The organism is Pseudonocardia sp. NPDC049635 (assembly GCF_040659795.1).
In the GTDB taxonomy this organism is placed as follows: domain Bacteria; phylum Actinomycetota; class Actinomycetes; order Mycobacteriales; family Pseudonocardiaceae; genus Pseudonocardia.
In genome coordinates this window covers 157,552-171,935 of the sequence record NZ_JBFAON010000006.1, presented here as the reverse complement: position 1 = coordinate 171,935, position 14,384 = coordinate 157,552, and the positions used below count along the sequence as shown (strand labels likewise).

Below are 14,384 nucleotides of genomic sequence, written 5' to 3'. Positions count from 1 at the left end.
ATCCCGTCACGGCAATAGGCACGGCTGGGACCCTACGTCACGCAGACGGGCCCCGTCATGATCGCAAGGATCATGACGGGGCCCGTGTACGGCTCCGACCAGGCGTGATGCCCGGTGACGGAGAACTCAGTTGAAGCTGTCGCCGCAGGCGCAGGAGCCGCCCGCGTTCGGGTTGTCGATGGTGAAGCCCTGCTTCTCGATGGTGTCGACGAAGTCGATCGTCGCGCCCTGCAGGTACGGCGCGCTCATCCGGTCGACGCCCACCTTGAGGCCCTGGAAGTCGCGGAACAGGTCGCCGTCGAGCGAGCGGTCGTCGAAGAACAGCTGGTAGCGCAGCCCGGCGCAGCCGCCCGGCTGCACCGCGATACGCAGGTGCATGTCGTCGCGGCCTTCCTGCTCGAGCAGGGTGCGCGCCTTCAGGGCGGCGGACTCCGTGAGCTCCACACCGTGGGTCTCTTCCGCGGTGGCGGCGTTTCCGGCGGTCACTGCGTTCTCGACGGTCATGGCTCTCCCAACAACGTGCGGGTCCGCCGTGTTCCCCGGCGGTGCTCTTCCTCAGGTCAATACTACGACGCCGGACGGACGTCCAGCCCGGTGGCGAAGCCCCGTTCGGCGACCGTGGACGTGGCGCCGGTCACCGGAGCCACCGCCGCACCGGACCCACTGCCTCACCGGACCCACTGCGGCGCCACCCGGGCCGCCAGCTCGGCCAGGGTGCCCGCCGGGTCGGCCATCGACGCGTCCAGCCCGAACTCGTCGGCGACACCGTGCGCGGCGTCGACGCCGACGGCGCCCGCCTCCCGGCGCCCGACGCTGACCTGCCCGGCCAGCACGACGCACGGAATCCCCCGGTCGGCGGCGCCGCGGGCGACCGCGGTGATCAGCTTGCCGCGCAGCGACTGCCAGTCGAAACTGCCCTCCCCGGTGACGGCCAGGCCACCGGTCCCCGCGGCGGCGTCCAGCTCGGCGTCCAGCCCGACCAGCTGCCGGACCAGGCCGGCGCCGGACTCGACCCGGGCACCGAGCGCGAGCAGCGCCGCACCGAGCCCACCGGCCGCGCCGGCCGCGGTGTCGCCACCGACGTCACGTCCGGCGAGTCCGGCCAGCACCCCGGCGAAGTTCCCCAGTGCCGCGTCCAGTTCGGCGACGGTGCCTGCGTCGGCGCCCTTCTGCGGCCCGAACACCGCTGCCGCGCCGTGCTCGCCCAGCAGCGGGTTGTCGACGTCGGAGGCCGCGACGAGCTGCATCCCGCCCAGATCGGGTCGGCCGTCCAGGTGGTCGCACAGGGCGAGTGCCGCGCCGCCGGGTGGCAACGCCAGACCGTCCTCGTCGACCGGCGCGGCACCCAGCGCGGCGAGCATCCCGGCGCCGCCGTCGGTGGTGGCCGAGCCGCCGAGCCCGACGACGGCCGTCCGGACGCCCCGGTCACGGGCGTCGGCGAGCAGCTCACCGACGCCGTGGGTGGTGGCGGTGCGGGCCACCCCCGGGACCCGGTCCTCGCGCGCGACGTGGTGCAACCCGCAGGCCGACGCGCACTCCAGGTAGCCGGTGTCGCCCACCTGAAGCCACGACCCCGGCACCGGGTCGCCGAGCGGGCCGGTCACCTGGAGCTCGTGGAGCGTGCCGCCGAGCGCGGTGTGCAGCACCTCGACGAAACCGGTGCCGCCGTCGGCCAGCGGGACCAGTCGCAGCTCCGCCGCCGGCACCGATCGCCGCCAGCCCTCGGCGATCGCCTCGGCCGCCGCACGCGCGCTGAGCGTCCCGCCGAAGGAGTCCGGGGCAACCACGATCCGCATGCGGGCGAGGCTAGCCGGGGCCCGTATTGTGAGCAGGTGTGAGGTTCCTGCGCCGTTCCGAGAGCTCCGACCAGGCCGGGCAGACCGCGGTCGACACCCCCGCCGCCGAGGGCGCCGACGGCACCGGGGACCAGGGCGCCGAGGGTCGGTCGCGCACCCGCACCACCCCCGGCAAGGGCCGTGCGACGCCGAAGCGCCGGGAGGCCGAGGGCAAGCGCCGCGGGCCGGCCCCGCCCCCGCCGCGCACCCAGCGGGAGGCGGCGAGGCTGGCCAAGGCCAACCGGCCGTCCAAGGAGGACCGGCGGGCCAAGGCCGCGGAACGCCGCCGCCGGATGGATGCCGGTGACGACCGGGTGCTGCTTCCCCGGGACCGGGGCAAGGTGCGGGCCTACGTGCGCGACGTCGTCGACTCCCGGCCGCACGTGATCGGTCTGTTCCTGCCGCTGGCGGCGCTGGTGCTGGTCGCCGCACTGATCCAGAACCCGGTGATCCAGCAGTACGTCACGCTGTTCACCTTCCTGATGCTCGCGGTGATGGTCGTCGAGGGCACGCTGCTCGGCGTCCAGGTGCTGCGCAAGGCACGGGCGAAATTCCCGGACGAGGACATCCGGGGCCTCGGCACCGGCTGGTACGCGTTCTCCCGGGCGACCCAGCCGCGCCGGATGCGGGTACCGAAGCCTCGGGTGAAGCGCGGCGAGAATCCCTGACGCCGCGGCTCCACCCGCGCGACGCGGGTACGCGCGGCGGCCGGTGACGAAGCTCTGACGGGCGGCCCCCTTCCGGAGAGCGCGCCACCGGCGTGCGACACGATGTGCCCCATGAACGCAACGCTCGTCATCGGAGGCACCCGGTCGGGCAAGTCGCGCTACGCCGAGGAGCTGTTCGGCGGGGACGTGCCCGTCCGGTACCTGGCGACCGGGCGACGGAGGGCCGACGACGCCGAGTGGGACGCGCGGATCGCCGCGCACGTGGCCCGCCGGCCGGTCACGTGGACGACCCAGGAGGTCGCCGGCGGCGACCTCCTCACGGCGCTCGCCTCGCCCGGCCCGGTGCTCGTCGACGATCTCGGCACCTGGCTGGCCGGTGTGCTCGACGACGCCGGTGCCTGGGAGCGGCCCGGACCGCTCACCCGGGTGGACGAACTGGTGGCCGGCCTGGTCGCAGCGGTGGCCGAGGCGCCGGGCCCGGTCGTGCTGGTCTCGGCGGAGGTCGGGTTGGGCGTGGTCCCCGAGTCGGCCTCCGGGCGACTGTTCCGGGACCTGCTGGGCGAGTTGAACGCCGCGCTCGCCGAGGTCTGCGCGGAGACGGTGCTGGTCCTCGCCGGGCAGGCGTTGCGGTTGCCGGGCCCGCAGGCCCGCCCCGCCGGTCCCGCCCCCGAGACCCCGGCCACGGCGCCCGCGGCCGAGGTGCCGGTTCCGGTCACCGCAGACCCGGGGCCCGAGGTCGCCGACCCGGGCGGTGACGTCGCGGGTACCCCGGCGGGCGTCCCCGGCGCGGTCACCCCGCCGACCGGTTCGTCCGCCGCCCCGGTGACCGGTGCCGAGCCGATCGAGCGACCCTCCGGCCCCGCCGCCGTCGGGCGGCCCGATCTGCGGGCCCGCCGCGAGGCGGTCGCCCTCCTCGACGGTCTCGCACTGCCGGTCGGCGGCCTGGGCCGGCTCGGCGAACTCGGCGTCTGGCTCGCGGCCTGCCAGGGCGAGTGCCCGCCGCGGCCGCCGGTGAACGCGCGTGTGCTGCTGCTCGCGGCGGACCACGGCATCGCCGCCGACGGGGTGTCGGCCTACCCTCCCGAGGTGTCCGCACTCCGGGCCGCGGCCGCCGCCGCCGGACGGCTGCCGGTCACCGTCGCCGCGCGGGCCGCGGGAGCGTCGGTGCGCACCGTCGACGTCGGGCTCGCCCGGGACGCAGACGGTGTCGAGTCCGGTCACCGCGTGGTCCGCGGCACCGGCCGGATCGACCGCGAGGACGCGCTCACCGACGACCGGGCCACCGCAGCGTGGCGGACCGGCAGGCTGCTCGCCGACGAGGAGATCGACGCCGGGGCGGACGTCCTGGTGCCCGCCACCCTGGCCGTCGGCGCGACCACCCCGGCGGCGATCCTGGTCGCCGCGCTCACCGGTGCCGAACCGGTCGCGGTCGTCGGACGCGCCTCCGGGATCGACGACCGCGCCTGGATGCGCAAGGCCGTCGCCGTCCGGGACGGGCTGCGCCGCGCCCGCCCGCACCTGCGCGACCCGCTGGCACTGCTGCGGGCCGTGGGCGGCACCGATCTCGTCGTGCTCGCCGGTGTCCTCGCCCGCGCCGCGGAGCGGAAGGTCCCGGCCGTGCTGGACGGCCTCGCCGTCGGTGCCGCCGCGCTGATGGCCGAGGAGCTCGCCCCCGGCGCCAAGCAGTGGTGGCTGGCGGCGCAGCCCTCCACCGAGCCGGCGGCCGGGATGGTCCTGGACCAGCTCGCCCTCACCCCGGTGCTCGATCTCGCGCTGCGCACCGAGGACGGGACGGCAGGCGTCGCGGTGCTGCCGTTGCTGAGCACGGCGGCCCGGCTGCTGGGTGAGACCGGGACGGCCGAGGACACCGGCGTCGTCACCGGCGACACGACGATGACGGGCGCCACCCGGTGACCGACGGCGGGCCGCTCGCCGCCCTGCGCCTGGCGGTGAGCTGGCTGACCGTGCTCCCGGTCCGGATCCGGACCGGGCCGGACGGCGGCCTCCCCGACGGTGCTCCGGCGGCCGCGCTCCGGTGGGCGCCGGTGATCGGGCTCGGGCTCGGGCTGGCCGGCGGGACGCTGCTGATCGGGTTCACCGCGCTGGGGGTGTCCCCGCTGGTGGCGGGCTTCCTCGTGGTGGGGGCGGGCGCGCTCGCGACCCGCGGGATGCACCTGGACGGACTCGCCGACACCGCCGACGGGCTCGGCAGCTACGGGCCTCCCGAGCGGGCGCTGCGGATCATGGCCGAGGGCGGTGCGGGGCCGTTCGCCGTCGTCACGCTGGTGATCGTGCTCGGCGGACAGGCCGCCGCGCTGGCCCAGCTCGCCTCCGCCGCACCCGCGGCGGTGCTCGTGTCCTGTGCACTGGCCGCCGCGGTGGGACGGGCCGGTTTCTGCTGGGTCGCCCGCCGCGGGACGCCCGCCGCACGGCCGGGTGGGCTGGGCGCCACGGTGGCCGGTTCCCAGCCCCCCTGGGTCGCGCCGCTGTGGTGGACGGTGCTGGCCGGCCTCGGCGCGTCCGGCCTGGTGGCGGCCGGCCCGGCCGAGGGCCCCCGGCGGTACGCCGACTACCTCGCCGGTGGCTCCACCGAGCTCCCTGGGGTGCTGGCCGGAGCCGGGCTCGCGCTGGTCACGGTAGGCGCGGTGCTGGCCGCCGCGCTGCTCGTGGCGGGCCTGGCCCGGCACACCCGTCGCCGGTTCGGTGGGATGAGCGGGGACGTGCTGGGCGCCGCGGAGCAGCTGGCCGCCACCACCGTCCTGGTCGTCCTGGCCGCCGCGCTCTGATCGCCGGTCGCTCGTGCGGTCCGGGCCCGGTGGGTGCGGGCCGGTGTGCCCCGCCCGGGGCCCGGGTGGGGTCCGCGGACGCGCGCGTGCTCGCCCGACCGTGATCGCTCAGACCGACGCCGGGGCCGGGACCTGCGTGTGCATCCAGCCGTGCGGGTCCGGTGCCGCGCCACGCTGGATCGCGGTGAGCGCCTCGCGCAGCTGCAGCGTGATCGGGCCGGGCTCGCCGTTGCCCACCGTCACCTCGCCGCCGGAGTGCTTCACGGTGCCGATCGGTGTGATCACCGCGGCGGTGCCGCAGCCGAACACCTCGGTGAGCACACCGCTCGCGGCGCCGCCCAGCCACTCCTGGCCCGCGATCCGCCGCTCCACCACGGTCATGCCCAGGTCCCGGGCCAGCGTGATCAGCGAGTCGCGGGTGATGCCGGGCAGCACCGCACCGCGCAGGTCGGGGGTGGCGAGCTCGACGCCGCCGTCCTCCGTCCGGAAGACGAAGAACAGGTTGTTCGAGCCCATCTCGTCGATCCAGGTGCGCTCCTCGGCGTCGAGGTAGGCGACCTGGGCACAGCCGTGCCGGGCGCCGACCGCCTGGGGCAGCAGCGACGCGGCGTAGTTCCCACCGCACTTGGCGGTCCCGGTGCCGCCCAGCGCGGCCCGGGTGTACTCGGTCTCCAGCCAAACGTCCATCGGCTTGACACCACCGGCGAAGTAGGGCCCGGCCGGTGAGGCCAGCACCGCGTAGAGGTACTCCGCGGAGGGCCGCACACCCAGCCCCACCTCAGTGGCGATCATGAAGGGGCGCAGGTACAGCGAGTCCTCCCCGCCGGCCGCGGGCACCCACTCCGAGTCCACCGCCAGCAGCTCGGCCAGCGACGCGAGGAACAGGTCCTCGGGCAGCTCGGCCATCGCCAGCCGGCGGGCGGACCCGGCGAACCGGCGGGCGTTCTGCTCCGGCCGGAACAGGGCGACCGAGCCGTCCGGCTGCCGGTAGGCCTTGAGCCCCTCGAAGATCTCCTGGCCGTAGTGCAGCACCATCGACGACGGATCGAGGGTCAACGGCCCGTAGGGCACGACCTGCGGATCGTGCCAGCCGGTCCCCTCCGTGTAGCGGATGGTGACCATGTGGTCGGTCATGTGCCGGCCGAAACCGGGGTCGGCCAGTACCTGGGCGCGCCGCTGCGGGGACGCCGGGGCCGGGTTGCGGGTGACGGTGAACTGCGGCGCGCTCATGGGTGAACGGTAGCCCCGCCGCCCGGTCCGGAAGTAATCGGATTCCCGACGGTCGGGATGCGATCTTCCACTACGGGACGGACACCGGTCACACCGTCGTCAGCGCACCCGCGAGGGCACCAGTGGCGGCTTCACGACCTCGACCGGCAGTGCCCGGCCGCGGACGTCGATCACCAGCGCGTCGCCGGGCGAGACCGCCGCCTCGGTGTCGATCAGTGCGAGCGCGATCCCGGTCCTCAGGGTGGGCGAGAAGGTGCCCGAGGTGACCGTCCCGACCGCGCTCCCGGCCGCGGCGTCGCGCACCGTCATCCCGGCCCGGGGCACGCCGCGGCCGGTCGCCCGCAACGCGCGCAGCCGGCGTGCCGGGCCCGCCTCCCGTTCCGCGACCAGGGCGTCCCGGCCCCAGAACGACGGCTTGTCCCAGCCGACCGCCCACGCACTCCCGGCCTGTACCGGGCTGATCTCCTCGGACAGCTCGTGGCCGTGCAGCGGGTAACCCATCTCGGTGCGCAGGGTGTCGCGGGCGGCCAGGCCGCAGGGGCCGCCACCCACCGTGCGGACGGCGTCCAGCAGGGCGTCCCAGAGCGCGGGGGCGGCCTCGGCGTCGAGGACCAGTTCGTACCCGTGCTCGCCGGTGTAACCGGTCCGGCACACCCGCACCGCACCGCCCTCGATGTCGGTGAACGACATGTAGTCCAGGTCGGTGACCGCCGCGCCCGCCGCACCCAGGGCGGCCGTGAGCGCCTCCGCCGAACGCGGTCCCTGCACGGCGAGCACCGCGAGTTCGCGATGCCGGTCGATGACGGTGACCCCCTCGGGCGCGCCGTCCTGCAGCATCCGGACGATCCGGGTGGAGTTCGCGGCGTTCGGGACGAGCAGCAGGTCGTCGTCTGCGGCCAGGTAGATGATCATGTCGTCGATCACCCCGCCGGACTCGTTGCAGGCCAGCGTGTACTGCGCCCGCCCCGGGCCGATCCGGCCCAGGTCGTTGCTGAGGCAGGTGTTCACGTGCGCGGCGGCCCCCGGCCCAGAGATCGCGACGGTGCCGAGGTGGCTCACGTCGAACAACCCGGCACTCTCCCGCACCGACGTGTGCTCGGCGACGGTGCCACCCGGGTAGGAGATCGGCATCGACCAGCCACCGAACCCGCCGAGGGTGGCGGCGAGGGCGACGTGCCGGTCGTGCAGCGGGCTGGGCAGAAGATCGTCGGTCACGCCGGGGACCCTAGTGCCTCAGGCGGCGCGTTCCTCGGGATCGGCCGGACCCGCCACCTGCTCCCCGCCGGGGGTCGCGGCCGACCGCGCGGACACCGCGCACAGCACCCAACCCGCCGCGAGGGCGGCCGCCGTCACCAGCAGCGGCCACAGCGGGAGCACCGCGATCAGCACCAGACACCCGGTGCCGCCGGCGCCCGCCACGAACGCCACCGCCGCCGGGCGGCCGGGCAACCGGAGCACGGCGACGTGCAGCAGGGCGTGGTGCACCAGGCATGCCCCGACCGCGATCGCGATCGCGGTGATCGGCCCGACGGCCAGCGCGACCAGCAGGGTCAGACCGCCCAGAACCAGATCGGCCACCCACGGTGTTCCGCGTGCCCCGCCCCGGCCCAGGACGGCGGGCAGCTCGCCCTCCAGGGCCAGCCGGGAGGCTCCGGCCGCAGCCCGGGACAGCGCCCCGAGCAGCGCGGCAGCGGTCCCCGCGGCGGCCGCGATCCGGACCAGCACACCGAGCGCCGGACTGCCGCCGGTGTCCATCAGTGAGGCGAGCGGGGTCGGTGAGGCCGCGAGCCGCTCGACGCCGAGGCCGTGCAGCAGCGCCGTCGAGAGCACCAGCAGCAGGCCGGTGGTGATCAGCACGGCGATCGTGGGTGCGCGGCGGATCGCACGCATCGGGTCGCGCAGGCTGCCCCCGAGCTCGGCCACCCGGGCCAGGCCGGTGAACACGAAGAACGCGAACGCGGCGGCGGTCAGCACACCGAGCGGCCCGGGCTCGACCGCGGCCTGCAACGTGCCGGCGACCGGATCGTCCGGCGTACCGGCCCCGTCCGCGACGGCGCCGACCGCGAGCTCCGCGGCGGGCATCGCGGATGAGGGCCCGGCCCCCTCCGGGGCGTCGGTCGTCAGTCCGACCCCGGCCACCAGAACCAGCACCAGCACCGTCCCCACGACCAGGCCACCGGACGCCGCCGGGGAGACACGGACCCCGGCGGCGTTCACCGCGATGACGGCGAGCACCGCGACCACCGCGACCGGCAACGGCTGGGTGGGCAGCACGTAGGCCCCGAACACACCGGCGGCGGCCGCGGCCGCCGCGACCCGGGAGACCAGCCGCGCCACCGCCCCGAGCCGCACCGCGGAGGCCGGCAGATCACCGCGGACGAGCTCCGGGCCGGCCGGGCGGGCCGTCGCCAGGTGCGCGGTCGAGGCGACCACGCCGAGCGCGACCAGCGCCGCGAGGAGCACGCCGAGCGGGAACCAGGGCCCCGCCGACGCCGCAGCCGGGGCCAGCGCCGCGTACAGACCGGTGCCGAACATCGCCGCGAGCGCGACGACGACCGCGGTCGCGGTCGGCATCCGGTACGGGGGGCGGGGCACCCGATCACCTTCCCACCCGACCCTGTGCCGCGTGGCGCCGCGGGGGTGTCATTACCATCTCGGTCCGGTCTCACCGCCCCGCTCCCCGCCCGGCCGGCGCACGCCACGAGCGGTGCGCCGGGCCACCCGTCCGACACCGATCCATCCGTCCACGACCGAGGAGCTCCCCCGTGCCGACCGCCGAAACGACCATTCCGGACACCGCCGCGACGAGCGCGTCCCCGTCCACCGTCGAGGCCGGGGCGCTGGTGATCGGCCTGCACCCGGCGGTGGCCGCCGACGGCGAGGAGAGCAGCGGGGCCGCGCCGGTGCTCGCCGCCGGTGCCGCCGACGTGGACGCCGCGTTCGGCGGTGAGCTCGCCGAGCTGCTCCGGGTCGTCGGCGCGACCGGCAAGGTCGAGCAGGTCGTCTCGCTGCCGACCCGCGGGGCGGTGCCCGCCCCGCGGCTGGTGGCCGTCGGTCTCGGCGAGCCCGGTGGCGACGCCGCCGCGGCCGACCGGGTCCGCCGGGCGGCCGGTGCGGCGGCCCGGGCGCTGGCCGGGACGCCCGCGGCGGTGAGCACCCTCGGCGCCGCCGGTGAGGGTGCGGCCGAGGCCGCCGTGGCCGGGGCGCTGCTCGGCGGTTACCGGTTCGACCTGCACCGCTCCAGCACCGACGCCGGGTCGGCGCCGGTGGCCTCCTGGACGTTCACCGGTGTCACCGCCGAACAGGTCCGCCACGCGACGCTGGTCGCCGAGGCCGTCGCGACCGCGCGCGACCTGGTGAACACCGCCCCGAACGTGCTGGTCCCGGAGACGTTCGCGAGCCGCGCGGTGGCGCTGGGCGAGCGGGCCGGTCTCGTCACCGAGGTGCTCGACGACCAGCAGCTGCGGGACAACGGTTACGGCGGGATCATCGGGGTCGGGAAGGGTTCGTCGAACCCGCCACGACTGGTCCGGCTGACCTGGCACGGCGGCGCTGCACCCACCCGGAAGGTCGCGCTCGTCGGCAAGGGCATCACGTTCGACACCGGTGGTATCTCGCTCAAGCCGAACGCCGGGATGGCCGACATGACCTCGGACATGGGCGGGGCTGCGGCCGTGATCGCCACCGTGGTCCTCGCCGCGAAGCTGGAACTCCCGGTCGCGGTGACCGCGACCGTGCCGATGGCGGAGAACATGCCGTCGGCCACCGCGTACAAGCCCGGTGACGTGCTCACGATGTACGGGGGGCGGACCGTCGAGGTGCTCAACACCGACGCCGAGGGGCGGCTGATCCTCGCCGACGCGCTCGTCCGGGCGGGTGAGGACGCCCCCGACTACCTGGTGGAGACCTCGACGCTGACCGGGGCCCAGCAGGTCGCACTGGGGCTGCGCACCGCCGGGATCATGGGGTCGGACGAGCTGCGGGACCGGGTGGCCGGGCACGCCGTCGCCACCGGCGAGGACGGCTGGGCGATGCCGCTGCCCGAGTACCTGCGCTCCGACCTCGACTCCCGGGTCGCCGACATCGCCAACGTCAGCGGGCAGCGGTTCGCCGGGATGCTGCTGGCCGGGCTGTTCCTGAAGGAGTTCGTGCCGGACGGCGTGCCGTGGGCGCACATCGACGTCGCGGGCCCGGCCTACAACACCGGCGGCCCGCGCGGCTACACCACCAAGGGCGGCACCGGGGTGCCGGTGCGTACCCTGATCGCCTTCCTGGAGGACGTCGCGGCGAACGGCTGAGGGCCGGCCTCCCGGGTCACTCGACACCTTCGAAGAGACCGGTGACCGACAGCGTGAAACCGGGGAGCAGCGGGCTGGTGAGATCGCCGCCCGCGACCTCCAGCGCGGTGCCGAACCCGGCGGTCCCGGGGCCGCCGTCGCGCCGGAAGACGAGCACGGTCCAGGCCGGCGGGTCGACCAGCCACAGCTCGGCGGTGCCCGCGGCCTCGTAGCGGCGCAGCTTCGGGCCCACGTCGAGCGCCCAGGTGCCGGGGGAACGGACCTCGACGGCGAGCTCCGGCGGGCCGGCGTGCCGGGTGCCGCGCGGGGGTGCGGCGGCCCACCACACGTCGGGCTTGTAGACGTTGCGCCCGGCGAGCACCCAGTTCCCGCCGAACCCGACCCGGCCGTGGCCGGGCTCGGTCCGGGTCCAGGCGGCCAGCGCCTGCAACAGGCGCGACACCACTTCCTGGTGCAGGAACGCCGGATCGTTCACGTGGACCACCCCGTCGACGAGCTCCGAGCCGACCGGGAAGTCGCCCGTGAGGAATTCGTCGACCTCGACCGGGCGGGCCGGGACGGCGGGGGCGGGCATGGTCGTCATGGTGGCGCCCTGACAGGGGGGGCCGACAGTTCCGCCGGTCCGCGATGCCGGGACGGACGTATCACCCGGCCCGGTTACCCGCCGGTAGGGCATACTCCCCGGCCATGCGACGACGCCGGCACGAGATCCCCGCGCACGCCCCCCGTTCCGCCGTGGTCACCGGCGCCGCCCGCGGCATCGGCGAGGCGATCGCCGCCGAGCTGGTGGACCGCGGCTACCGGGTGCTCGTCACCGATCTCGACGCGCAGGCCGCGCGGGCGACCGCCGAGCGGATCGGGGCGGCGGACGGTGCCGGGCACGACGTGACCGATCCCGCCGGTGCGAGCACCGTCGCCGACCGCGCCCGCGAGCTCGCCCCGCTCGGCGCCTGGGTCGCCAACGCGGGCGTCGGCTTCGACGGCACGCTCACCGAGCTGTCCGAGGCGCACGTCCGAGCGCTGGTCGAGGTCAACCTGCTCGGCCCGGTGTGGGGCGCGCGGGCCGCCGTCGCGGCGTTCCGGGAGCAGGCCGCCGCCGGAGTCGCGCACGGCGGTGAGATCGGGGTGACGGTGTCGCTCTCCGCGCTCGGGCCGGTCCCGGGGCTGTCGGTGTACGCGGCGTCCAAGGCGGGTGCGCTGTCGGTGGTCTCCGGGCTCGCCTCCGAGGTCCGCCGGGAGGGGATCGGGGTGCACGCGATCTGCCCGGACGGTGTCGACACCGCACTGCTGCGCGGGATGAAGCCCGGCGGGCAGGCCCAGGCACTGGTCCGGTCCGGGACGCTGGTCACCACCGAACAGGCGGCGCGGGGGCTGGTCGGGATGTTCGGCACGCGCCGGGTCTACCGGACGATCCCGGCCTGGCGCGGTGCCGTGCTGCGGCTGACCGCGCTGACCCCCGGGCCCGTACTGCGCCTGGAGCCTGCGATGCGCGCGATCGGCGCCCGGAAGGCACGCTCGCTGCGGCAGTAGCGCTGCTACCGGTCGCGGTCCTTCTCCCGCAGCTGGCGCAGCATCTCCTCCTGCCGGACCTTCTTCCGCAGCGCCCGCTCGCGCGCGTCGTGGTCGCGCATCCGCTTCGGGTACCCGACCAGCAGGACGTCGTAGATCGGGATCTGCATCGAGCGGGCCAGTTTCGTGGCCCGCTTCGGGTTCCCGACCCGTCGCCGGGTCCATTCGCCGTCGTGTGCGACGAACACCACCGTCGTCTCGGTCACTGTCGTCCGCGGCTCGACGAACGCCTCCACCCCGATCCGCGCACTCGTCCATTCCCGCAGGTAGGATTCCGCGTCCGGAGCCTTGCCGGCACCCGCGGACCGGCGGGAACGGAACCTGTCCAGCAGGCCCATGGGCGTCACCTTCTCGTCGGCTCGTACGACATCCGCACCGCCGACGGGCGAAACGGACACACGTGATCGGTAGGTACAACGCGCGAGGAGCATGATCTGCTCCCGGCACCCGCACTGGCGCACCTCGCGGGTAGTGACAAGATGGGCGCCGCACTGCGGTGTCACGGCGGTGGAGGCCCCCGCCGCACGTGACCGGGAGGGAGCTGATCGGTGTCCGAGACGGGCTCGGCGAGTACGACCGACCTGGTGATCCTGGGCGGCGGCTCCGGCGGGTACGCCTGCGCACTGCGCGCTGCCGAGCTGGGACTCTCGGTCGTCCTGGTCGAGAAGGACAAGATCGGCGGGACCTGCCTGCACCGCGGCTGCATCCCGACCAAGGCGCTGCTGCACGCCGCGGAGGTGGCCGACAGCGCCCGTGACGGGGCGAAGGTGGGTGTCCGGTCGACCTTCGACGGGATCGACATGGCCGGCGTCCACTCCTACAAGGACGGTGTCGTCGGGCGCCTCCACAAGGGCCTGCAGAGCCTGGTCGCCTCCCGCGGGATCACCGTGGTCGACGGCGCCGGGACCCTCGAGGGCCCCGGCGTGGTGCGGGTCGGGGACCGGCGGTACCGGGGGCGGCACGTGGTGCTCGCGACCGGCTCCTACGCCCGCTCGCTGCCCGGCCTGGAGCTGGACGACCGGATCGTCACCTCCGACGGCGCCCTCGCCCTGGACCGGGTCCCCGAACGGGTGGTCGTGCTCGGCGGCGGTGTCATCGGGGTCGAGTTCGCCAGCGCGTGGCGCTCCTTCGGCGCCGAGGTCACGATCGTCGAGGCACTCCCCCGGCTCGTCCCGGCCGAGGACGAGTTCTGCTCCACCCAGCTGAGCCGGGCGTTCCGCCGCCGGAAGATCACCACCCGGACCGGTGTGCGGTTCAGCGGCGCCACCCGGTCCGGCGACACCGTCACCGTCTCGCTGGAGAACGGCGAGGAGATCGAGGCCGACCTGCTGCTCGTGGCCGTCGGCCGTGGCCCCAACACCACCGGTCACGGCTTCGCCGAGGCCGGTGTGCCGATGGTCGAGGGCCACGTCACCGTCGACGAACGGCTGCGCACCGGCCTGGACGGCGTGTACGCCGTCGGTGACGTCACCCCCGGTCTGCAGCTCGCGCACCGCGGGTTCGCCCACGGCATCTTCGTGGCCGAGGAGGTGGCCGGGCTCTCCCCCGTCCCGCCGTCCGACGACCGGATCCCGCGGGTGACCTACTGCGACCCGGAGATCGCCTCGGTCGGGCTGACCGAGGACGCCGCCCGCGAGCGCTATCCCGAGGTGCACACACTCACCTACGATCTTGCGGGCAACGGCAGATCGCAGATCCTGCAGACGTCCGGGGCGATCAAGCTCGTCCAGGCCGGGCCGTCCGGATCGGACGGACCGGTGGTGGGCGTCCACATGGTCGGTTCGCGGGTCGGCGAGCTCGTCGGGGAGGCCCAGCTGATCTACAACTGGGAGGCCGTCCCCGCGGATGTCGCCGCACTGATCCACGCACACCCCACGCAGAGCGAGGCCCTCGGAGAAGCCCACCTCGCGCTGGCCGGGAAACCGCTACACACCCACGGCTGATCCCGGTCGCCCCAGACCCGAACATCCACGCGGAACAAGAGGAGCTCCAGCCGAC

General features: G+C 75.4%; 13 protein-coding genes. 6 read left to right on the top strand and 7 right to left on the bottom strand.

All coding sequences use genetic code 11. The features are described 5' to 3' along the window. Nucleotides 1-126: 126 nt before the first annotated feature. Entirely contained in the window at nt 127-504 is a 378-nt protein-coding gene (locus AB0J24_RS10405) for an iron-sulfur cluster assembly accessory protein (protein ID WP_358678544.1), read from the bottom strand. Between the two features lie 164 nt (nt 505-668). Then, nucleotides 669-1,796, bottom strand: coding sequence for a glycerate kinase (locus AB0J24_RS10400; RefSeq protein WP_358678541.1), 1,128 nt, complete (start codon nt 1,794-1,796; stop codon nt 669-671). 38 nt (nt 1,797-1,834) lie between these two features. Between AB0J24_RS10400 and AB0J24_RS10395 the strand changes: the two genes are divergently transcribed. The 3 genes from AB0J24_RS10395 (at nt 1,835) to AB0J24_RS10385 (ending at nt 5,289) form a co-directional block, all read left to right on the top strand. After that, nucleotides 1,835-2,503 (top strand): DUF3043 domain-containing protein, encoded by a 669-nt coding sequence (locus tag AB0J24_RS10395; protein WP_358678538.1) that lies wholly within the window; start codon nt 1,835-1,837, stop codon nt 2,501-2,503. Nucleotides 2,504-2,614: 111 nt separating this feature from the next. After that, nucleotides 2,615-4,417 carry a bifunctional adenosylcobinamide kinase/adenosylcobinamide-phosphate guanylyltransferase gene (locus AB0J24_RS10390; RefSeq protein WP_358678535.1) on the top strand — a complete coding sequence of 601 codons (1,803 nt, stop codon included), beginning with the start codon at nt 2,615-2,617 and terminating at the stop codon, nt 4,415-4,417. Further along, nucleotides 4,414-5,289, top strand: coding sequence for an adenosylcobinamide-GDP ribazoletransferase (locus AB0J24_RS10385; protein ID WP_358678532.1), 876 nt, complete (start codon nt 4,414-4,416; stop codon nt 5,287-5,289). The genes AB0J24_RS10390 and AB0J24_RS10385 overlap by 4 nt, the downstream gene beginning before the upstream one ends. Before the next feature lie 108 nt (nt 5,290-5,397). Here the strand turns inward: AB0J24_RS10385 and AB0J24_RS10380 are convergent, their stop codons facing one another. The 3 genes from AB0J24_RS10380 to AB0J24_RS10370 form a co-directional block, all read right to left on the bottom strand. Beyond that, on the bottom strand, nt 5,398-6,519 hold the full coding sequence (locus AB0J24_RS10380; RefSeq protein ID WP_358678529.1) for a branched-chain amino acid aminotransferase: 1,122 nt from the start codon (nt 6,517-6,519) through the stop codon (nt 5,398-5,400). A 99-nt stretch (nt 6,520-6,618) separates the two neighbouring features. Continuing rightward, nucleotides 6,619-7,734 carry a glycine cleavage system aminomethyltransferase GcvT gene (gene gcvT, locus AB0J24_RS10375; protein WP_358678526.1) on the bottom strand — a complete coding sequence of 372 codons (1,116 nt, stop codon included), beginning with the start codon at nt 7,732-7,734 and terminating at the stop codon, nt 6,619-6,621. Nucleotides 7,735-7,752: 18 nt separating this feature from the next. Further along, complete coding sequence (locus tag AB0J24_RS10370) at nt 7,753-9,114, bottom strand: hypothetical protein (RefSeq protein ID WP_358678523.1); 1,362 nt, start codon at nt 9,112-9,114, stop codon at nt 7,753-7,755. Between the two features lie 170 nt (nt 9,115-9,284). Here AB0J24_RS10370 and AB0J24_RS10365 point away from each other — a divergent pair, with 170 nt between their 5' ends. Then, nucleotides 9,285-10,817, top strand: a complete 1,533-nt coding sequence (locus AB0J24_RS10365; protein ID WP_358678520.1) for a leucyl aminopeptidase — start codon at nt 9,285-9,287, stop codon at nt 10,815-10,817. A gap of 16 nt (nt 10,818-10,833) precedes the next feature. Here the strand turns inward: AB0J24_RS10365 and AB0J24_RS10360 are convergent, their stop codons facing one another. Continuing rightward, on the bottom strand, nt 10,834-11,391 hold the full coding sequence (locus AB0J24_RS10360; protein WP_358678517.1) for a Uma2 family endonuclease: 558 nt from the start codon (nt 11,389-11,391) through the stop codon (nt 10,834-10,836). Nucleotides 11,392-11,504: 113 nt separating this feature from the next. On the opposite strand from AB0J24_RS10360, the gene AB0J24_RS10355 reads away from it, so the two are divergent. Then, nucleotides 11,505-12,347 (top strand): SDR family NAD(P)-dependent oxidoreductase, encoded by an 843-nt coding sequence (locus AB0J24_RS10355; RefSeq protein WP_358678514.1) that lies wholly within the window; start codon nt 11,505-11,507, stop codon nt 12,345-12,347. A gap of 5 nt (nt 12,348-12,352) precedes the next feature. Here AB0J24_RS10355 and AB0J24_RS10350 read toward each other — a convergent pair whose 3' ends face one another. Continuing rightward, nucleotides 12,353-12,724 carry an oxidoreductase gene (locus AB0J24_RS10350; protein ID WP_358678511.1) on the bottom strand — a complete coding sequence of 124 codons (372 nt, stop codon included), beginning with the start codon at nt 12,722-12,724 and terminating at the stop codon, nt 12,353-12,355. A gap of 210 nt (nt 12,725-12,934) precedes the next feature. On the opposite strand from AB0J24_RS10350, the gene lpdA reads away from it, so the two are divergent. Further along, nucleotides 12,935-14,329 (top strand): dihydrolipoyl dehydrogenase, encoded by a 1,395-nt coding sequence (lpdA, locus tag AB0J24_RS10345; protein ID WP_358678508.1) that lies wholly within the window; start codon nt 12,935-12,937, stop codon nt 14,327-14,329. The last annotated feature ends 55 nt before the right edge of the window (nt 14,330-14,384 follow it).

Coding starts and splice junctions, on each gene's coding strand:
- AB0J24_RS10405 (WP_358678544.1), bottom strand. CDS start 504: ATGACCGTCGAGAACGCAGTGACCGCCGGAAACGCCGCCACCGCGGAA.
- AB0J24_RS10400 (WP_358678541.1), bottom strand. CDS start 1,796: ATGCGGATCGTGGTTGCCCCGGACTCCTTCGGCGGGACGCTCAGCGCG.
- AB0J24_RS10390 (WP_358678535.1), top strand. CDS start 2,615: ATGAACGCAACGCTCGTCATCGGAGGCACCCGGTCGGGCAAGTCGCGC.
- AB0J24_RS10380 (WP_358678529.1), bottom strand. CDS start 6,519: ATGAGCGCGCCGCAGTTCACCGTCACCCGCAACCCGGCCCCGGCGTCC.
- AB0J24_RS10360 (WP_358678517.1), bottom strand. CDS start 11,391: ATGCCCGCCCCCGCCGTCCCGGCCCGCCCGGTCGAGGTCGACGAATTC.
- AB0J24_RS10355 (WP_358678514.1), top strand. CDS start 11,505: ATGCGACGACGCCGGCACGAGATCCCCGCGCACGCCCCCCGTTCCGCC.
- AB0J24_RS10350 (WP_358678511.1), bottom strand. CDS start 12,724: ATGGGCCTGCTGGACAGGTTCCGTTCCCGCCGGTCCGCGGGTGCCGGC.